16 protein-coding genes and 2 pseudogenes are annotated in these 19,537 nt (G+C 74.5%); 12 read left to right on the forward strand and 6 right to left on the reverse strand.

The window, feature by feature from the left end; all coding sequences use genetic code 11:
- Positions 1-66 precede the first annotated feature (66 nt).
- Both GA0070620_RS29380 and GA0070620_RS29385 read right to left on the reverse strand, forming a co-directional pair.
- The gene (locus tag GA0070620_RS29380; protein WP_091596243.1) at positions 67-807 is read right to left on the reverse strand and encodes an SDR family oxidoreductase; all 741 of its coding nucleotides are present in this window, start codon (positions 805-807) and stop codon (positions 67-69) included.
- Between the two features lie 93 nt (positions 808-900).
- Positions 901-1,836, reverse strand: a complete 936-nt coding sequence (locus tag GA0070620_RS29385; protein WP_172836525.1) for a phosphotransferase — start codon at positions 1,834-1,836, stop codon at positions 901-903.
- 123 nt (positions 1,837-1,959) lie between these two features.
- On the opposite strand from GA0070620_RS29385, the gene GA0070620_RS29390 reads away from it, so the two are divergent.
- Entirely contained in the window at positions 1,960-2,454 is a 495-nt protein-coding gene (locus GA0070620_RS29390) for a GNAT family N-acetyltransferase (protein ID WP_091596246.1), read from the forward strand.
- Between the two features lie 77 nt (positions 2,455-2,531).
- Positions 2,532-3,674, forward strand: a complete 1,143-nt coding sequence (locus GA0070620_RS29395) for a polysaccharide pyruvyl transferase family protein (RefSeq protein WP_091596248.1) — start codon at positions 2,532-2,534, stop codon at positions 3,672-3,674.
- An 84-nt stretch (positions 3,675-3,758) separates the two neighbouring features.
- Here the strand turns inward: GA0070620_RS29395 and GA0070620_RS29400 are convergent, their stop codons facing one another.
- A complete protein-coding gene (locus GA0070620_RS29400) occupies positions 3,759-3,965 on the reverse strand; it encodes a hypothetical protein (RefSeq protein ID WP_091596250.1) in 207 nt (68 codons plus the stop codon).
- Between the two features lie 82 nt (positions 3,966-4,047).
- On the opposite strand from GA0070620_RS29400, the gene GA0070620_RS29405 reads away from it, so the two are divergent.
- Positions 4,048-4,569, forward strand: a complete 522-nt coding sequence (locus GA0070620_RS29405) for a DinB family protein (RefSeq protein ID WP_091596252.1) — start codon at positions 4,048-4,050, stop codon at positions 4,567-4,569.
- Positions 4,570-4,592: 23 nt separating this feature from the next.
- Here GA0070620_RS29405 and GA0070620_RS29410 read toward each other — a convergent pair whose 3' ends face one another.
- Complete coding sequence (locus tag GA0070620_RS29410; protein WP_091596254.1) at positions 4,593-5,465, reverse strand: carbohydrate kinase family protein; 873 nt, start codon at positions 5,463-5,465, stop codon at positions 4,593-4,595.
- 62 nt (positions 5,466-5,527) lie between these two features.
- Here GA0070620_RS29410 and GA0070620_RS34350 point away from each other — a divergent pair.
- From GA0070620_RS34350 to GA0070620_RS29420, 3 genes and pseudogenes are all read left to right on the forward strand, one after another.
- A pseudogene (locus GA0070620_RS34350) lies at positions 5,528-6,416 on the forward strand (ATP-dependent helicase); the annotation flags it as partial.
- A gap of 77 nt (positions 6,417-6,493) precedes the next feature.
- A pseudogene (locus GA0070620_RS29415) lies at positions 6,494-8,662 on the forward strand (DEAD/DEAH box helicase); the annotation flags it as partial.
- Complete coding sequence (locus GA0070620_RS29420; protein ID WP_091596258.1) at positions 8,659-9,585, forward strand: SWIM zinc finger family protein; 927 nt, start codon at positions 8,659-8,661, stop codon at positions 9,583-9,585. The pseudogene GA0070620_RS29415 and the gene GA0070620_RS29420, both read left to right, overlap by 4 nt.
- Positions 9,586-9,743: 158 nt before the next feature.
- Here the strand turns inward: GA0070620_RS29420 and GA0070620_RS29425 are convergent, their stop codons facing one another.
- Positions 9,744-10,001 carry a DUF3040 domain-containing protein gene (locus tag GA0070620_RS29425; RefSeq protein ID WP_091596260.1) on the reverse strand — a complete coding sequence of 86 codons (258 nt, stop codon included), beginning with the start codon at positions 9,999-10,001 and terminating at the stop codon, positions 9,744-9,746.
- A 515-nt stretch (positions 10,002-10,516) separates the two neighbouring features.
- On the opposite strand from GA0070620_RS29425, the gene GA0070620_RS29430 reads away from it, so the two are divergent.
- Genes GA0070620_RS29430 through GA0070620_RS29450 form a run of 5 tightly spaced genes read left to right on the forward strand, consistent with a single transcriptional unit; the run spans position 10,517 to position 16,764 of the window.
- Positions 10,517-12,574 (forward strand): DUF1800 domain-containing protein, encoded by a 2,058-nt coding sequence (locus GA0070620_RS29430; protein WP_091596262.1) that lies wholly within the window; start codon positions 10,517-10,519, stop codon positions 12,572-12,574.
- A gap of 20 nt (positions 12,575-12,594) precedes the next feature.
- The gene (locus GA0070620_RS29435; protein WP_231922014.1) at positions 12,595-13,962 is read left to right on the forward strand and encodes a DUF1501 domain-containing protein; all 1,368 of its coding nucleotides are present in this window, start codon (positions 12,595-12,597) and stop codon (positions 13,960-13,962) included.
- Positions 13,959-15,377 (forward strand): ferredoxin reductase family protein, encoded by a 1,419-nt coding sequence (locus tag GA0070620_RS29440; protein ID WP_091596266.1) that lies wholly within the window; start codon positions 13,959-13,961, stop codon positions 15,375-15,377. Before GA0070620_RS29435 ends, GA0070620_RS29440 begins: the two co-directional genes overlap by 4 nt.
- A gap of 24 nt (positions 15,378-15,401) precedes the next feature.
- A complete protein-coding gene (locus tag GA0070620_RS29445; protein ID WP_091596268.1) occupies positions 15,402-15,992 on the forward strand; it encodes an FMN-binding protein in 591 nt (196 codons plus the stop codon).
- Positions 15,993-16,041: 49 nt separating this feature from the next.
- On the forward strand, positions 16,042-16,764 hold the full coding sequence (locus GA0070620_RS29450) for an FAD:protein FMN transferase (protein WP_091599565.1): 723 nt from the start codon (positions 16,042-16,044) through the stop codon (positions 16,762-16,764).
- A gap of 615 nt (positions 16,765-17,379) precedes the next feature.
- On the opposite strand, the gene GA0070620_RS29455 is transcribed toward GA0070620_RS29450, so the two are convergent.
- A complete protein-coding gene (locus GA0070620_RS29455) occupies positions 17,380-18,051 on the reverse strand; it encodes a bifunctional DNA primase/polymerase (RefSeq protein ID WP_091596270.1) in 672 nt (223 codons plus the stop codon).
- Positions 18,052-18,297: 246 nt separating this feature from the next.
- Between GA0070620_RS29455 and GA0070620_RS29460 the strand changes: the two genes are divergently transcribed.
- Positions 18,298-19,527, forward strand: coding sequence for a helix-turn-helix domain-containing protein (locus GA0070620_RS29460; RefSeq protein WP_091596272.1), 1,230 nt, complete (start codon positions 18,298-18,300; stop codon positions 19,525-19,527).
- Positions 19,528-19,537: the final 10 nt, after the last annotated feature.

Raw genomic sequence — 19,537 nt, forward strand, 5'->3', positions numbered from 1 at the left:
CACCCACCGCACGGATGGTTGGGGCCCGGGCGCGGCGGGACCCCGCCTGCCGCGCCCGGTGCTCCGTCAGCTGGTGAACCCGCCGTCCACGTTGACCACCGCACCCGTCACGTACGCGGCGTCCGGCGTGGCGAGGTGTGCGACGGTCGCCGCGATGTCGGCGGGGCGAGCGTAGCGACCGAGGGCGGTGAAACCGGCGATGGCTGCCGCGTTCGGGCCGTCGGCCGGGTTCGTGTCGGTGTCCGTCGGACCCGGGTTGACCAGGTTGACCGTGATGCCGCGCGGACCCAGCTCCCGGGCCAGGCCGCGGGTCAGCCCGGCCAGCGCCGTCTTGCTCATCGAGTAGAGCGAGAGCCCGGGGAACACCGCCCGTTCGCCGACGTTGCTGCCGATGCTGATGATCCGGCCGCCGTCGCCCAGGTGCCGGGCCGCCGCCCGCGCGGCCACGTACGGTGCCCGGACGTTGACCGCCAGCGTCCGCTCCAGCTCGTCCGTGCCCAACTGGTCGACGGCGCCGACCAGAAACACGCCGGCGTTGTTGACCAGGATGTCCAGCCGGCCCAGCTCGGCGGCCGTCCGGTCGACCGCCTCCTGGACGGCTGCCGGGTCGGCGCTGTCCGCCTGGATCGCGAGAGCCCGTCGGCCCAGCGCCTCGACGCGCCGCACCACGGTGGCGGCCTGGTCCGCGCTCTGTCGGTAGGTCAGCGCGACGTCGGCGCCGTCCTGCGCGAGGCGCAGCGCGATGCCCGCCCCGATGCCCCGGGCGCCACCGGTGACCAGGGCGACCTTGCCAGTAAGTGTCGTCATGCGACGATCATGAAACCCGGCACGTCCCCGGTCTGGCGGCGATCGGACCCCGCGTTGCCCACCGAGCGCCAGGTCCGATTCCCGCGGGCCGGGTCAGCGGAGGCGGCTGGCCAGCCAGGGGAGCAGGGCGTCGGCCTGGGCCTGCTGGAACGCCCGGACGGTGGGGATGTTGGCCGGGGCCGGCCGCCGGGCCGCGTCGGCGAAGTAGCCGGCCAGGCCGGCGTACACGCCGGTGAGCGCGGCCGGGTCGACGTCGGCGGTGAGCGGCAGCTCGCGCAGCAGGGCCTCGGTGTCGTGGCCGCCGTGCAGGCGCACGTTGACCAGCAGCAGCGCGGTGTCCAGCCAGGCCGGTCCCCGGCAGGCCCACGGCCAGTCCACCACGTGTACCCCGCCCGTGGCGTCGACCAGCAGGTTGTCGGCCCGGATGTCGACGTGGCAGAGCGTGTCCCCGGCCAGCGCGCCGAGCCCCTGGTCGGCGGCGGCGCGCAGCGCGTCGAGGTGGTCGCGGACCCACGGGTCCAGCCGGGCGGGCGGGTCGGCGGCGATCCGGTGCCAGCCGGCGAAGTCGTACGCGAGCCGCTCGGCGGCGGTTGGTGCGTGTGGCACCGGGCACGGGGTGAGCAGCGCCGCCATCGCCTCCAGCGTGGACAGCACGGCGAACAGCTCGTCGGCGAGCCACGGGGTGGCCGGGTGCCGGCCGTCCACGTCGGTGAAGACCAGCGCCACCCAGTCCCCGTCGTCGTGGCAGCCGAGCAGCCGGGGTGTCGGCGCCGCCTCCGGCAGGGCGGCGGCGACGCGCGCCTCGGCGCGGTGCAGCCGGGGGCTGTCCGGGTTCTGCGCCGGGCTGACCGCCTTCACGAACGCCCGCCGCCCGGAGGCGGTGCGGACGCGGTCGGCCGAGCCGGGGGAGTAACCGCCCGGCTGGGACACCGCCCCCACCACCCGGTCACCGAGGATCTCCTGCACCCCGGCCCGGACCTGCACGGGAAGCTCCGCCCAGTGGACCCGGCTCCTGGTCACGTCCGTCACGCAACCACCGTGCGCGCCTCCGCCGCGCTGATCAAGGGGTTTACGTCGCGGATAGCCTCGAAGCCGACGCGGACCTCCTGATCACCGGGATGGGACGGCGAGCGCCGGAAGGGCGGTGTGGGGATGGGACTGGTGCTCGATCCGATGACGGCGGACGAGTGGGCGCGACTGCGGGGGCCGCTGGAGGAGTCGTACGCCGAGGAGGTGGCCCGCCACCGGGGTTACCCGCCCGACGCGGCCCGGGACCTGGCCGCCACCCAGATCGCCGGGCTGCTGCCCGACGGCGTCGCCACCGCCGGGGTGCTGCTGCGGGTGGCCCGCGTCGACGACGTCCAGGTCGGCTGGATCTGGGTGACGTTGCCCGGCCCGGGTGAGGCCAGCCCCGGCCGGGCCTGGATCCACAACATCGAGGTGGACCCGGCGCACCGGGGACGCGGGCACGCGCGGCGGATGATCCAGCTCATGGAGGCCGAACTCGCCGCCCGCGGGGTGCCCGAGCTCGGCCTGAACGTCTTCGGGTCCAACACGGTCGCCATCGGCCTCTACGAGAGCCTCGGCTTCCGGGTGGCCGCGCAGCAGATGGTCAAGCCGCTGCCCCGGCCCGAGCCGGCGCCGTGACCGCCGGCTGACCTGCCAGGACTGTTCCTCCCTCCAGCGGGAAAACGCGCCCCGACGCACCTGGGAGGGAGCGACGGATGACGCATGGCGCCGGACTGACGATCGGTGTGCTGGGCTCGTACGGCGGTCGGAACCTCGGCGACGAGGCGATCCTCACCGGGCTCCTGACCGACCTGCGCCAGCAGGAGCCGAACGCCCGGATCATCGTCTTCTCCCGGAACCCCGCCCACACCCGGGTCGCCCACCCGGACGTGGAGGCGGTGCCCTGGGAAGGGGTGAGCCGGACCGACTCGGCCCTGGTGCTGGCCCAGCTGGACCTGCTGATCCTGGGCGGCGGCGGCATCCTCTACGACCGGGAGGCCCGCCGCTACCTGCGGGTCGTCCGGGTCGCGCAGGAGCGCGGCCTGCCCCTGATCACGTACGCGGTGGGCGTCGGGCCGCTCAGCGACGGGGTCGACACCGGCATGGTCCGGGAGACCCTTGCCGGGGCGACCCAGTTGACCGTCCGCGACCAGGAGTCCCGGATGGTGTTGGAGGAGGCCGGGCTGGTCAACCCGATCACCGTGACCGCCGACCCGGCGTTCCTGCTGGAGGCGGCGGAGTTCCCGGCCGACCTGCTGCGCGAGGAGGGCGTGCCGGCCGGCAAGCGCCTCGTCGGGATGAGTGTCCGGGAGCCGGGCCGGGCCGCGGAGCGGCTGGACGTGGACGGCTACCACCGGCTGCTGGCCCAGATCGGCGACTTCCTGGTGCACCGGATCGACGCGTACGTGCTGTTCGTGCCGATGGAACGCGACGACATCCGGCACTCGCACGGGGTGCTGTCGCACATGATCGCCGCCGAGCGGGGCCGCATCCTGCACGGCAAGTACTCGCCCCAGCAGGTGCTCGGCCTGATGCGCCACTTCGACCTGGCCGTCGGCATGCGGCTGCACTTCCTGATCTTCGCCGCGATGGTGAACACGCCGTTCCTGCCGCTCCCGTACGCGGGAAAGGTCTTCGACCTGGCCCAGCGGCTCGGCGTGCCGGCCCTCCGCGGCGTGGAGCGGGAGGTGGAGGGTCCGCTGCTCGCGGAGGTCGACCGGCTGTGGGACGAGCGGGAGCAGCGCGCCGCGGCCACCGCCCGCCGGGTCGCCGAGGTGTGCGACCAGGCCCGGGGCACCTCCCAGGTCACCGGGGCAGTGCTTGACAGCATCCGGTCCCGCGGGCTCACCCGCGCCTGACCGCCGGCCGCCGCGGGCGGGCCGGACCGCGCCGCGCGGGGCAGCGCCGGACCGCCGGGCCGGGTGGCGCGCCGGTCGGGCCGCTCAGACGGCCGGGCCGCGCCAGCAGTAGCGCCAGTCGGAGCCACCGTCGGCGACCGACTCCAACTCGTAGATCTGCGCCTCGGCCAGCCCCTGCGGGCCGAGGTGGTGGTGGGTCAGCGGCGGTCGCCCGTTGCTGTCCAGCTCGACGGTCACCGTCTGACCGTCGGCCACGCCACCCACCAGAGGGATCTCTACCGTTGAGGCCATGCGCTCATCCTGCCGGTAACGGAGGGGCCGCGCAGCGGATAGCGGGGCAGCGCGCACCGCGACGGCTGGCTAACGTGCCGTCATGGCGGAGATGACGATCGACCCCACGCTCGGCCCCGTGCTCGCGCGCACCGGCGACGAACGGGCCGTCCTCGAATCCTTCCTCGACTTCCACCGCAGCGTGGTGCTGCGCAAGCTGCGCGGGCTCTCCGACGCCGACGCGACCCGCCGGCTGGTGCCGTCGGCGACGACGCTCGCCGGCCTGGTGAAGCACCTCACCATGGTCGAGCGCAACTGGTTCCCGTGCCTGCTCGCCCCCGGCCCCGACGACGTCTACCTGACCTCCGAGGAGGACGCCCTCGCCAGCTTCACCGTCACCGAGGAGGACACCGTCGACGGGGTCGCGGCCGCCTACGAGCGGGCCTGCGAGCGCTCCCGCGCGGTCGCCGGCCGCTTCGACCTCGACCACGTGGTGCCGCACCCGCAGCTCGGCGAGGTCTCCCTGCGCTGGATCCTCACGCACCTGATCGAGGAGACCGCCCGGCACGCCGGGCACGCCGACATCCTCCGCGAGTTGACCGACGGGCAGACCGGGGCGATCTGAGCGCGCGGGCCGGCGGGCCCTTGTCACCGGGTGGGGAGCAGACCCGGCGGATACTCCATGCCGTCGTGGGTGCAGGCCGCCGCGGCCACCCGCGCCGCGTACGCCGCGGCCTCGTCGAGCGGAGCGCCGCCGAGCCGCCCGGCGACGAGCCCCGCCGCGAAGGCGTCCCCGGCGCCGTTGGTGTCGACGACCGGGCCGGGCGGTGCGGCGGCCGGCACCCGGGTGGGCGCGCCGGCGCCCAGGTGCAGGTCGGCGCCGGCCGCGCCCCGGGTCACCACGACCGTGCGTGGCGCCAGGCCGGCCGCCACGGTGGCCGCCCGGTCGCCGAGCCGGACCCCGCTCACGAAGACCAGGTCGGCCGCCGCCGCGAACGGTCGGTGGTAGGGGTTCTCCCCGTCCCAGTCGTGCAGGTCGGTGCTGAGGACGGCCCCGGCGCCGAGCCCGTCCCGCACGGCGGGCAGCAGTCCGGTCGTCCAATCCATGATCGACAGGTGGACGTGCGCCGCGTCCCGGACCAGCCCGGTCAGCTCGGCCGGTGTCACCGGCGGCGGCCCCGACCAGGGGCGCGGGTCGTAGAGGGACATCCGGCGGCCGGTCGGGTCGACCAGGTTCACCGAGCGGCGGGTGCCGGCCGGGGCGTCGACCAGCACCGCGTGCAGGCCCGCCCGGGCGAGCGCCGCCCGTACGACGTCCCCGGCCGGGTCCGCGCCGAGCACGTCCACGACGGCGACCCGCAGCCCGAGCGCGTGCGCGGCGAGCGCCACCCCGGCGCCGGTGTTGCCGATCCGCAGCTCCACCGGGTCGACGGTCAGGCTGTCGGCGAGGGGCAGTGGCAGCGCGGGCACCCGGACGCGCACGTCCACCCCGAGCCCGCCGATCACCAGGAGGTCGAACATGGCGCCGACGGTAGCCGCCTCCGCCCGCCTATCCTTGGCCCGGGCGTCGGGAGGGGGAGCGTGTGCTGGTCGTCCACGGGTTGTGGCTGCCCGGCGACGGGGAACTCGCCGTCTGGGCCGAGGACAGCACCCCGCCGGCCGAGGCGCCGCGTCGTCCGGGCCGGGCGCCGCGTGAGCGTCCGCACCCCTTCGCCGCCGACCATCCCGCCCTCGCCGCCGCGCTCGCCGAGGCCGCGGAGCCGACCGGGCTGGGCTCCGCGCCGCTCACCCTGCCGACCCGTGGCGGCGTGCCGCTCGACTCACCGGAGCTGATCCGGACCGACGTCGCACCTGCGGCCCGTGGCCGGGTCACCCTCGCCGGGTGGCGGGTCCCCGTCCTGCGGTACGCCCCGGGCGCCGCGTTGTCGCTGCTCCGCGCCCTGGACGACCTGCCGGCGGCGCCCGGCGCGACCCTGCGGCACCTCGCCGAGCTGGCCGACTTCGCGGTCGACCTGGTGACCCGGGGTCGCGTCCTGCCCGGCGTCACCGACGCGCCCGCACCGGTTGCGTCAGCGGCTGGTCCGGCCGACGGGGTGTCGGCCCGCGCCGTGTGGCGGCCCGTGCTCACCGGCACGGACGCCGCCTGGGCCCGGTCCCTCGCCCTCGCCCTGCCGCCGGCCGCGCGGGCCGCCGACCCCGAGGCCTCCGCCGGTGAGCTGGTCGCGGACGCGCTGGACGCGCTCACCGACGCGGCGGCCCGCGCCGCCCTGGAGCGGACCGCGCTGGCCCGGGGCGTGCGACCCGGCGGCGCGGTGCCCGCGTGGCTCGCCGCGCTCACCGGGCCCCGACCCGACTTCACCGCCGACCCGGCCGCCCTGGCCACCCTCCGCGCCGAACTGGACGCCTGGCAGCGCGACGCGGCCGGCGGCGCGGTCCGGGCCAGCTTCCGGCTGGTCGAACCGGCCGCCGACGAGATCAGCGAGCCGGTCGTGGTGACCGTCCCCGCCCCGCCCGCGCCGGCCCGCTCGGCGCCGGCCGGAGTCGGGGGCGGGGCCGGGCGGTGGCGGCTGGAGTTCGGCCTCCAGGCGGCCGACGAGCCGAGCCTGCACGTCGACGCGGGGCAGGTGTGGCGTGACCCGGCGGCGGTCGCCGCGCTCGCCGGGCGCGCGGCGAGCCCGCAGGAGACGCTCCTCGCCGAGCTGGGGCGGGCCAGCCGACTCTGGCCCGACCTCGACCCGGCGCTGCGCACCGCCGCCCCCGAGGCCCTGGACCTGGACGTCGAGGGGGCGCACCGGTTCCTCCGCGAGGGTGCGCCGGTGCTGCACGCCGCCGGGTTCGGCGTGCTGCTGCCGTCGTGGTGGCAGCGGCCCTCCTCCCGGCTCGGCGCCCGGCTACGGGCGCGCGGCCGGACCGCGCCCGGCACGGTGGCCGTCAACGGCGGCGGCGTCGGCCTGGACGCGCTGGTGGACTACCGCTGGGAGGTGGCGCTCGGCGACCAGCCGCTCTCCGCCGACGAGCTGGCGGAGCTGGCCGCGCTGAAGACCCCGCTGGTGCGGCTGCGGGGCCGCTGGGTCGAGCTGGACCCGAAGCGGCTCGCCGCCGGACTGCGGCTGCTCCGCTCGGCCGGTGAGCTGACCGTCGCCGACCTGCTGCGGCTCGGGCTCACCGCCACCGACGACGACGGTGCCGCGCTGCCGGTGCTGGAGGTGAGCGCCGACGGTGCGCTGGGCGACCTGCTCGCCGGCGCGGTGGAGCGGCGGCTCACCCCGCTGGACCCGCCGCCGGCGTTCCACGGCACGCTGCGCCCGTACCAGCGGCGAGGGCTGGCGTGGCTGGCGTTCCTCCAGTCGCTGGGCCTCGGCGGGGTGCTCGCCGACGACATGGGGCTGGGCAAGACGGTGCAGCTGCTCGCGCTGCTCGCCGGTGACCCGCCGCAGGCCGGGCCGACCCTGCTGGTGTGTCCGATGTCGCTGGTCGGGAACTGGCAGCGCGAGGCGGCCCGGTTCACGCCCGGGTTGCGCGTACACGTGCATCACGGGGCCGAGCGGGCGCGGGGGGCGGCCTTCACCGCGGCCGTGCACGACGCGGACCTCGTCCTCACCACCTACTCGGTGGCGGCCCGGGACGCGGTGGCGCTGGCCGGCATCGACTGGCACCGCGTGGTCGTGGACGAGGCGCAGGCCATCAAGAACGCCTCCACGCGGCAGGCCGAGGCGGTCCGGGCGCTGCCCGCCCGGCAGCGGGTGGCGGTGACCGGTACGCCGGTGGAGAACCGCCTCGCCGACCTCTGGTCGATCATGCAGTTCGCCAATCCGGGGCTGCTCGGCCCGGCGGCGACCTTCAAGAAGCGCTTCGCCGAGCCGATCGAGCGGCACGGCGACGCCGAGGTCGCCGAGCGGCTGCGCCGCATCACCGGCCCGTTCGTGCTGCGCCGGCTCAAGACCGACTCGTCGATCATCTCCGACCTGCCCGAGAAGCTGGAGATGGAGGTGGTCTGCAACCTCACCGCGGAGCAGGCGTCGCTCTACCGGGCGGTGGTCGACGACATGCTGGCGAAGATCGAATCGAGCGAGGGCATCGAGCGGCGCGGGCTGGTGCTGGCCACCATGACCCGGCTTAAGCAGGTCTGCAACCACCCGGCGCAGCTGCTGCGCGACGGCTCCGCCCTGGACGGCCGCTCCGGCAAGCTCGCCCGGTTGGAGGAGATCCTGGAGGAGGTGCTCGCGGCGGGGGAGAAGGCGCTGCTCTTCAGCCAGTACGCGGAGTTCGGCGCGATGCTGCGCGGTCACCTCTCCGCGCGGTTCGGGCGGGAGGTGCTCTTCCTGCACGGCGGTGTCGGCAAGGCCGACCGGGACGCCATGGTGACCCGGTTCCAGTCCCCGGACGGCCCGCCGATCTTCGTGCTGTCGCTCAAGGCCGGCGGCACCGGGCTGACCCTGACCGCGGCCAACCACGTCGTGCACGTCGACCGGTGGTGGAACCCGGCGGTCGAGGATCAGGCCACCGACCGGGCGTTCCGGATCGGCCAGCGCCGGCGGGTGCAGGTCCGCAAGTTCGTCTGCGCCGGCACGGTGGAGGAGAAGGTCGCCGCGCTGATCGCCGACAAGCGCAGCCTCGCCGCCAGCGTGGTGGGCACCGGCGAGCAGTGGGTGACCGAGCTGTCCACCGCCCAGCTGCGCGAGCTGTTCGCGCTGGAGTCCGGGGCGGTGGTCGAGTGACCGAGGGCAGCGGCGACGTGAGCACGACGCCGACCGGACGCTTCGCCGACTACGGGCGCCCCCGCCGCGTCGACGGCGGTCTGAAGGCGCGCAGCACCCGGGGTGCCATCGGCCGGTCCTGGTGGTCGCGGCGCTTCCTGGAGGTGCTGGAGTCGTTCGCGCTGGGCACCCGGCTCACCCGGGGCCGCTCGTACGCGCGGGCCGGCCAGGTGCTCAGCCTCACCGTCGCCCCCGGCGCGGTGACCGCGGTGGTGCAGGGATCCCGGCCGAGGCCGTACGACGTCCACATCGGACTGACCGCCTTCCCGGCCGCCACGTGGCAGCGGATCGAGGCGGAGCTGGCGGCGCAGGCGTTCTTCAGCGCCCGGCTGCTCGCCGGTGACCTTCCGGCCGAGCTGGAGGACCTGTTCGCCGGTGCGGGCGCGCCGCTCTTTCCGGCCGGCGTCGACGAGCTGACCCAGCGGTGCAGCTGCCCCGACTTCGCGGTCCCGTGCAAACACCTCGCGGCCACGTTCTACCTGCTCGCCGAGGCGTTCGACGCCGACCCCTTCGAGCTGCTGCACTGGCGTGGGCGCAACCGCGCCGACCTGCTCGACCGGCTGCGCGCCCTGCGGGCCGAGACCACCGGCGTCGCCGCACCGGAACCGTCCGACACGGACGGTCTCGACGGCTCGGACGACACGGTCGCCGAGGCCGCCCCACCCGTCGGTGCCACCCGGGCCCTGGCCGGCCTGCCGGCGGCAACGCTGGCCGACGCGGCCGACCGGTTCTGGCTGCCACCGGTGCCGCTGCCGGACCGGCCACCGAGCCTGGCCACCGGTCCGGACCTGCTGCTGCGGCAACTCGGCCCGCCGGCCCCCGCCATCGGCGGGCCGGGGCTGGTGGAACGACTGCGCCGGGCGTACCGGGCGTTCGGCCGCTGAGGCCGTCCGTCCGGACCGGTCGCGCGCTCCCGGCGCTCACCAGAGTCGGCCCTCGGGCCCTCGGGCCGTGGGGCCGATCGCCGGCTCGTCGGCCGCGCCGCGGGCGGCCCGCGGTCAGGCCCGACGGTCGGGCCGCGGGCGGCCCGCGGTCACGGCGTTCATAGCCAGCGACGGCGGAAACGCCACATGAGTACCGCGTTGGCCACCAGTACGACGGCGCAGATCGCGCCGGCCAGCCGTCCCGCGAGCACGGTCATCGCCGGCAGTGAGGCCCACAGCAGGATGGTCAACAGCATCAGGTAGCGGCCGCGCCGACCCTTCGCCCGGTTGTCCAACCGGGCGAAGAACGCCGGGTCGCTCTCCCGGAGCTGGCGGGTGATCTGTTCGAACCTGCGCTGATCCTCTTTGCTGAGCATGGCGGTGCCTTCCCCTCACGCGTTCAGCGGTTCGGCGGCTTACCCGCTTCGACGGCGGCTCACGCCGCCCGCCGCTGGTCCTATTCCCGCTCCGCCGCCCCCGACGCGGGCGACGGGCGGGGGATTCGGGGGCGTACCCCGCGTGAGGCCCCGCGGGGACCCCCGGGGGGACCCCGGAAGGCGTCTCAGCACCGGCTTATCCGGACCTTAAGTTTGCCTGTGCCCAGGGAACGGGGCCGGCGGCGTCGCGAGCGGCGAAAACGTCACATCGTCGTCGTTCCGGCACACGTACCACCTGCTCCGGGCGGTCGTAACCGGATGCTCGTCCGGCTGGACCTCGCACCGCGCGCTGAGGTCTGTCTTAAGTGCCCTTCCGAGGCCGTTCGGCGCGTCTTGTCGGCACCACACCCCTTGGTTACGTTCCCGGGGCAACCCCCTCAGGCATCAGCCGCCGTCACTGCCGCCCCTGCCCGGCCGCAGCGTGCCGGCGCTTCAGCAGAAATCGGAATGGGTACATGGCCGACCAGAACGTGCCGCCACGTCGACCGCGGGACGACCGCGGCTGGGACGGGCGTCAGCACCCCACCCCCGGCGGGTACCACGAGCCGACCCCGTCCGCCCCGTACGGGTACGTCTCACCCGAGGCGCCGCACGGCGGATACCCGGCGCAGCCCGATTCCCGGGCGTATCCGGGCTCGGCGCCGCGTGGACCCCAGTGGGTGGGCCCCGACGGCCTCGACCGACCGGCCCCCGTCGTCAGCGGACTGCCCGAGCTGGACGGTGACGACGAGCCCGCCCGCCCCGTGGGCCGCCGGCGCGCCCTGGTGACGCTCGGCGGCACGGCCGCCGTCGTCGCCGGCGGCGCCGCGCTGGCGATGACCCCGCAGGTACGCGGACTCTTCGGCGACGACGCCGCGGCCGGTGACGCCACCGGCACCACGGTCACCGACGGCACCGCCGCCCGCCCGAGCGGTCAGCAGCCGAGCACCGTACGCACCTACACCGAGCAGAACGAGAGCTACATGGGCTCCCGGGCCGGCGAGGCGCTCAAGAAGAACGCGCCCTCGGGCGGCCGTTCCTTCTCCGGGCCCGCCGCGGCGGCCGCCGAGACCAAGGTGACGGTGAAGACCGTCCTCGCCAAGGATCCGGTGCTGCACCTGGCCCGGCGCGCCACCTTCGGCCCGACGCCCGAGGTGGTCGCCGACATCAGGCGGATGGGCATCGACGCCTGGATCCGGGCCCAGCTGGAGCCCGAGAAGATCGCGCCGAGCCGGGCCGAGCTGAAGCTCGCCGAGCTGCCCAGCCTCAAGCTCTCCGTGCCGCAGCTGCGCGACCAGCGGGACCAGCTCAACGAGCGGGGCGCGCAGCCGGAGCGGGAGATGGTCGACGCCACGCTGGCCCGGCAGATCTGGTCGAAGCGGCAGCTCTTCGAGGTGATGGTCGACTTCTGGAACGACTTCCTGCACGTCGCCGCGGACTTCGACGGCGGGGAGGTCTACCGCAACTCCTTCGACGTCGACGTCATCCGGACTCACGCGCTGGGCAGCTACCCGCAGATGCTGGTCGCGGCGAACAAGCACCCGGCGCTGCTGCTGTACCTCAACCAGAACGACTCGCGCGCCGACGCGGTCAACGAGAACCTGGCCCGGGAGAACCTGGAGCTGTACTCGGTCGGCGTCGACGGCGGCTACACCGAGAAGGACGTCCGCCAGGCCGCCCTGCTGCAGACCGGGCGCGGCGTCAACGACGGCAAGTACGTCTTCCGCGCCGACCGGCACTACGTCGGCAAGGTGAAGATCCTCGGATTCACCCACGCCAACAACTCGCAGGACCCGAAGAAGGCCGACGCGGCGATCGACGCGTACATCACCTACATCGCGCTGCACCCGTCGACCGCCCGGTACGTGGCGCAGAGCCTCGCGACCCGGTTCGTCTCGGACACCCCGCCGAAGTCCCTGGTGGACCGGCTGGCCAAGACCTACACCGCGAACAAGGGCATGATCCGGCCGGTGCTCATGACGCTGTTCAGCTCCTCGGAGTTCTGGGCCGCCGTCGGGCAGAAGGTCCGCCGACCCATGGAGTACCTGGTGGCGACGTACCGGACCCTGGGCGTCTCGCCGGAGGCGTCGCCGAAGCACGACAACGGCGACAACAAGCGGACCCCCTTCGCCCGCGGGCTGCGGCAGATCCACGACAAGCTGCGCGAGCTGGGCCAGTTCCCGATGGGCCAGCCCACCCCCGACGGCTACCCGGACGTGTACGTCGCCTGGACGTCGGCCGGCGCGATGGTCAACGGCTGGAACGAGGCGGGCGAGCTGGTCGCCGGCAACCGCACCCAGTTCACGTACGCGAAGCCGGAGAAGCTGGTCGCCAAGCCGCCGGCCACCGCAGGGGCGTACGTGGACGCGCTCGCCCAGCGGCTCGTGCAGCAGAAGCTGAGCGCGCGGGAGAAGGCGTTGATCCTCGGCGTGGCCGACCTGCCGGCGACCGCCAAGGTGGACGCCACGTTCAACGGGGCCATCACCGCCGTCGCGCGGGCGATCCTCGCATCCCCCCAGCACCACATCCGGTGAGGCACCCGATGGAGAAGACTGTGCACAGCTACCCCCTGCACCCCGACTGCCCGGACCTGCGGCGGCTGGCCGACAACCCCGCGGACGCGCTGCTGCGGGCGGAGGCCGACATCGTGGCCGCCGAGAACGCCGCCGAGGCCGACCGCTACCGCCGCCTGGAGGAGTTGGAGGAGGCGCAGCAGGACGGGCGGGGAGTCACCCGGCGTACCTTCGTCGCCGGGGCGGCCGCCACGGCCACCGCCCTCGCCACCGCCCAGTTCGTCACCACCTCGGCGTCCTTCGCCGCCACGAAGACCGGCACCCTGATCCACGTCTTCCTCTACGGCGGCCTGGACGGGCTGAGCCTGGTCGCGCCGGCCGACGACCCGGTGCTCACGAAGGCCCGGCCCGACCTGCTGCTCGGCGAGGACTCCCTGGCCCTCGGCCGCGGGTTCAAGCTGACCAGCGCGTTCAAGCCGCTGGAGCAGTGGCTCAAGGCCGGGCAGCTCGGGTTCATCCCGGCCGTCTCCGACGAGCGGCTGTCCCGCAGCCACTTCCAGGCCGCCGACGCCTGCAACCTTGGCGGGCTGCCGAACGAGACCGGCGGGCGGGGCTGGCTGGACAGCCTCGTCGACGCGCTCGGCAAGGGCACCGCGTTCCGCAGCGTCGGCATCGGCAGCACCCTGCCCCGGTCGCTGGTCGGCAACAACGGCGCGCTGTCGCTGAACAGCGTCGGGTCGCTGCGGCTCAACGGCGGTGACCGCTACCGGGCCGCCACCGAGAAGGCCATCCGGGGACTCTTCACCGGCATCAACCACCCGGTCGAGGAGGCCGTGCAGACCGGCCTGGGCGCGCTGGCCACCGCGCAGAGCCTCGCCGCGAAGCCGTACCAGCCGGCCGAGGGCGTCACGTACGAGGGCGTCGGCTACGCCTTCCAGCAGCTCGCCCAGCTCATCAAGGGCGGGGCCAACGTACGCGTCGCGACCGTCGGCATGGGCGGCTACGACACCCACGAGAACCAGGGCACCCGCTCCGGCGGCCAACTCCACCGGCGACTGAACGAACTGGCCAAGGCGATGGCCGCGTTCTTCACCGACCTCGGGCCGCAGGCCGCCGACGTGACCATCATGGTCTCCAGCGAGTTCGGTCGGCGGGTCGCCTCCAACAGCGGCGGCACCGACCACGGCCACGGTGGCGTCATCACCCTGCTCTCCGGGCGCAAGCTGGCCGGCTCGCTGCTCGGCACCTGGAACGGATTGAACGACCTGGACTCCGGCGACGTACCCGAATACAACAACATGTTCAACGTCTACGGAGCCGTCGCGCAGGGCCGCTTCGGGCTCACCAACGCGGAGGTGGACAAGATCTTCCCCCGGCAGAAGTACACCCCGATGAAGCTGTACGCGTGACGTACCAGGACACGTACGCGGCCGGCCGCCACACCGGGACCTACCCCCGGTCTGGCGGCCGGCCGTCCCCTCCGCCACCTCCGCCGGCGGCGCCGCGACGCGGCCCCGGCGGCCGCCGCACGCTGTCCGTCCTCTTCTGGGCGGGCCTGGTCGCCGCCGTGCTGCCCTGGTGGCTGGACACCCCGGCCGGCTCGTTCGCCACCACCGCCGACGTCCTCACCGCGGCCGGGCGGATCACCGGACTGGTCGCCGGCTACCTGCTGCTCGTGCAGGTGCTGATGATGAGCCGACTCGGCGCGCTGGAACGGTGGGTGGGCGGCGAGCGGATCTCCCGCCTCCACCGGGACCTGGGCGCCACGCTGCTCGTCGCGGTGCTCGCCCACGCCGCCCTCATCGTGGTCGCCTACGCCGACGTCGAGGGCAACTCCGTACCCGGCCAGGTCGGGGTGCTGCTGCGCGACTACGAGGACATGGTCTCCGCGTTCGCCGCCGCCGGCATCCTGGTGACGGTCGGGTTCACCGGCGTACGGGCGATCCGCACCATGCTGCCGTACGAGCTCTGGTACCACCTGCACCTGACCGCGTACGCGGCCCTGCTGCTCGGCTTCGCCCACCAGTTCAGCAACGGCGCCCAGCTCTTCCAGCCCGGCCCGGTACGCACCGGTTGGATCGCCGCGTACCTGCTGGTGCTCGCCGCCCTGGTGTGGGGCCGCCTGGTGGCCCCGCTGCGGTTCAACCTGCGGCACCGGCTGCGGGTCGCCGACGTGGTCGCCGAGACGCCCGACACCATCTCGATCTACCTGACCGGCCGGCGGCTCAACCAGGCGGACCTGCTCGGTGGGCAGTACTTCCGCTGGCGGTTCCTCACCCGGGGCTGCTGGTGGCAGTCGCACCCGTTCTCGCTGTCCGCCGCCGGCAACGGCCGCTGGCTGCGGCTCACCGTCAAAGTGGTCGGCGGGCACACCGCCGACCTGCGCGACCTCGACCCCGGCACGCTGGTCTGGGCCGAGGGACCGTCGGGCACGTTCACGGCCGCACATCGCACCCGGGAGCGGGCGCTGCTGATCGCCGGGGGCAGCGGCATCGCCCCGTTGCGGGCGATGCTGGAGGAGCTGCCGCCGGGCGCCGCGCTCATCTACCGGGCCCGTACCCCCGCCGACGTGCTGCTGCACCACGAGCTGGACTGGCTCGCCCAGGCCCGGCGGACCTCGATCTGGTACGTGATCGGTCGCCGGGACGACGCCGGCCCCCGGCAGGTGATGAGCCCGGACGGGCTGCGCCACCTGGTGCCCGACCTGACCCGCCGGGACGTCTACCTGTGCGGGCCGCCCGGGCTGGTCGAGGAGTCGGTGCGCGCCCTGCGCCGCGCCGGCGTGCCGCGCCGCCAGATCCACCTGGCCACGTTCGAGCTGTAGCCGTTCGGAGAGAGGCACCACCACATGCGTCGCGCGCTCCTCGCGATCACCGGCCTGGCCGCCAGCACCACCGCGCTGGTCGTGCTCAAGGGCCCACCGGGCGCCACCCAGACCGCCCAGGCCGTACCGCCCGGTCCGGCGTCCCCGAGCCCCGGGGAACCCGCCGCGCCGGACGTCGCCCCGGCACCGGCGGCGTCCGGCGCCCCCGCCTCTCCGCGCCCCGGTCGCAGCGCCACCCCCAGCCGCATTCCGGGGACCCGCGACGGCGGCACCAGCACCCGACCGACCACCGCGGCGCCGAGACGCACCACCGCCGCTCCCCGGACCACGAGCGCCACCCGCACGGTCACCGGGCCGGTGGTGACCAACGAGTACGGCAACGTCCAGGTGCAGATCACCGTCTCCGGCACCCGCATCACGAAAGCGGTCGCCCTGGAGCTGCCCGACGGCGGCCAGTCGACGCAACGCAGCGAACGGGTCGACGCCGCCTACAGCGGCACGTCCGGCCAGGTGGTGCAGCGGCAGAGCGCCGACCTGGACACCGTCTCCGGCGCCACCGCCACCAGCGCGGCGTACCAACGGTCGCTGCAGGCCGCGATCGACCAGGCCCGCTGACGTGACGGCGCCGCTGACCCGGCCCGGCCTCCGCCGGGTCGAGCAGATCATGGGTACGGCCATCAGCCTCGACCTCGCCGACGACCTGCCCGCCGCGACCCTGGACCGGTTGGCCGACGACGTCTTCGACTGGATGCGCGAGGTGGACGCCCGGTTCAGCACGTACCGGGCCGACAGCGAGGTGCGCCGGTTCGTCCGGGGCGAGCTGCTGCTCTCCGAGGCGTCCACGGACCTGCGGGCGGTGTTGGCGACCTGCGCCGAGCTGTGGGGGACCACCGACGGCTTCTTCGACGCGTACGCGACCGGCGAACTCGACCCCTCCGGCTATGTGAAGGGCTGGGCGGCCCAGGTCGCCTCGGACCGGTTGGTGGCCGCCGGTGCCGGCAACCACTGCGTCAACGCCGGCGGGGACGTCCGCGCCCGGGGCCACTCGGCGGCCGGGCGGCCGTGGCGGATCGGTGTGCGGCACCCGTGGGACCCGATGGCGACCTGCCTGGTGCTGACCGGCACCGACCTGGCCGTCGCCACGTCGGGTGTCTACGAGCGGGGTCCCCACGTCCTCGACCCGCGACGGGGCGCCCCGGCGGTCGGGCTGCGCTCCGTCACCGTGGTCGGCCCGGACCTCGGGCTGGCCGACGCGTACGCGACCGCCGCGGTGGCCATGGGCGTGGCCGGCATCGGCTGGCTGGACCGCTTACCCGGCCACACCCACGCGATCGTGACCGACGACGGCCGGCTCCTGCACTCCACCACCCTCCCCGTAACGCCCTGACCCCGCGCCCCCGCCCGCCCCGCCCCGTTCCTATCCGCGATCTTGCACTTTCGGCCCGCGGGCCGCCCGGAATGTCAGGTGTGCCGGGGCGCGAACTGCAAGATCGCGGGGTGGTCGGCGCGGTGGTCGGCGGGGTGGGAGGTGGGAGGGTCAGGGTGGTTGTGGGGTCAGCGGATGGGGCGGTGGGTGCTGGCCGGGCGGGTGCCCGTCGGTCTCGGTCGGCCCGGGCGGGAGCCCGCGGGACGCGTGCCGGCCCAGCGGCGCCGTGGACGGTAGCGGTACGGCGGCTCGGTGCCGCCGGTCTGCGGTGCGGTGTCGTCGGTGGACATCATTTCCCCGCTCCCGGGGCGCGTTCGCCCCGTCGTTCTGCTCAACGAGGAGGGGCGCCCCGGCGACGCTGCCGGCGGGTCGCCCGGTTGGGGGACGTTCCCCGAGCGCCGAGGCGGCCGGTGGTGCGCGAGGGCAGCGCCGCACGGAAAGTGTGTGCCGGCTCGTGAGGGAGGCAGCAACCTCCGGGAAAGTGTGGTGTCGGCGGGTCGGGGACGCCGCTACTTCTCGGAGATTGTGGTGTCGACCAGTCCGTCAGGCCACCGCTGCGCCGGACGGCGACGGCGATCAGCGGCCTCGGCGGGGGAGCGGCAGATGGCCGGGGAGCAGGTCGGAGGTGAGCGTGACACCGGTGGCCCGCAGTGCGTCGATCAGGGTGTTCTGCACCAGGTAGGAGTCGGGCAGCTGCCACCGGGCCTGTTCGGGGGCCACCGCCCAGCGGACGAGGCCCTCGGGCAGCCGGGTGGGCGGCGCGGGGATCCACGAGCCGGGCCCGTGCCGGACGACGTGGAAGCAGTGTTCCAGCTCGGGCCGTAGCGGGTCGCCGGGGCGGACCAGGAACATCCAGCGTCCGGTCGGGGTCGCCAGCACGGGTCCGCGTACGCCGGTGCCGGCGGGGTGGGTCTGCACCGCGTCCAGCACCCGTCGGCCGAGGTGGGCGGCCACCTCCAGGACGTCAAACGCGCGGCCGGTGGGCAGCAGCACGCCGTGTGGTCGGGTGCGCCACCAGGTGGCGACGCGGGCCGGGTCGGTGGTGGCGGCGTGCTCCCAGTCCTCCAGGGCGGGATGGCAGCCGACGGTGGGGCAGCCGGCGCGACCACAGACGAAGCGGCTGCGGGCGAGGCACGCGCCCGGGGTCACCTCCCAGCCGTGCGCCGCGTAGCGCACCGCGACCCGGCGCAGCCGGACCCGTTCCAGTGGTGACAGTTGCGCGACCCGCGGGCCGACATTCCCCCACATGTGTGCCATCTCCCCTCGTCGGGCCCGGCGGCCACCGGGTCTTACGTCGAGCACCGTCACTGCCGTAACCCGCGATCGTTGAGTTGACGAACGGCTGATGCAACTTGCACGAAAACTATGAGGACTGGCTGTACGGCTGACGCACTGGCTGTGCGACCAGCGAAAACCTGAGACGTACCGCGCGCCGCAACCGCGAGGAAGTCATCCGGTCATCGCCTGGGCCTCGAACAGGGGAGGGATGGGGAGATGGACGAGCTACCCATAGGTCGGCGGGTCGCCTACTGGCGGGGACGGCGCAAGATGTCGCAGCAGGTCTTCGCGGACCGGCTGGGCAAGTCGAAGAGCTGGGTGGACAAGGTCGAGCGCGGTGTGCGCCGGCTGGACAAGTTCTCGGTGCTCTACGAGATCGCCGACATCCTCCAGGTCGACGTGCAGCTGTTGCTCGGCAAGGACCCGGAGCGGCGTACCGACGCGATGAACTGCATCGACCAGGTCGAGGTCGAGGAGATCCGGGCGGCCCTGGAGCGGTACGACTCGATGAGCGCGTACTTCCACGCCGCGCCGCAGCCGCCACCGCTGGCCGACATGCGCAAGGCCGTCAACCACGCCTGGCTCACCTACCAGTACGGCCGCTACGGGATGCTGACGCGGGCCCTGCCGAAGCTGCTGCGCGACGCCCAGGCCGCCGACGCCGGCTACGGCGGGGACGACGCCCGGGAGGCCGCCCACCTGCTCGGGCAGGTCTACCAGATCGCGTCGTCGGTGCTGCGCAAGCTCGGTGAGTGCGAGCTGGCCTGGCTGGCCGCCGACCGCTCGATGGCGGTCGCCCAGCGGGCCGACGATCCGCTGCTGGCCGGCATCGCCACCACCCGGGTCTGCAACGCGCTCGTCGCGATGGGGCGGGCGCGTCCGGCACTGGAGCTCAACGTCACGATCGCCAACCGGCTCGCCCCCGGGGGCGGCAACGACGCGTCCCCGGCCCGGCTGTCCGTCTACGGCATGCTGCTGCTCCAGGGCGCGATGGCCGCCGCGCGGATCGGCGACACGGCCACCGTTGACGACCTGATCAGCGGCGCCCAGGAGGCGGCCACCCTGCTGGGCGGTGACCAGAACCACTACTGGACCTCGTTCGGGCTTACCAACCTCGAACTGCACCGGGCCGCGGCGGCGGTCGAGCTGGGCGACGGCGGCCGGGCGGTGGAGGTGCACCGGCTCAAGATCCAGGAGCCGGCGTTCAACGCGCTGCTGCCCGAGCGCCGGGCGCACCACCTGCTCGACGTCGCGCGCGGCTACGCCCAGATCGGCGATGTCGCCAACGCCGGCGAGATGCTGCTGCTCGGTGACCGGCTGGCGCCCTCGGAGATCCGGTGCCGGCCGATCGCGCACGAGGTGATGTCGGATGTCCTTCGTCGCACACGTGGTGCGCCGCCTTCGCCGATTGCGGAGTTGGCTGAGCACATGGGAGTAGGGGTATGAGCGCGGAGCC

Origin of the sequence: Micromonospora krabiensis, from assembly GCF_900091425.1 — a bacterium.
Lineage (GTDB): Bacteria > Actinomycetota > Actinomycetes > Mycobacteriales > Micromonosporaceae > Micromonospora > Micromonospora krabiensis.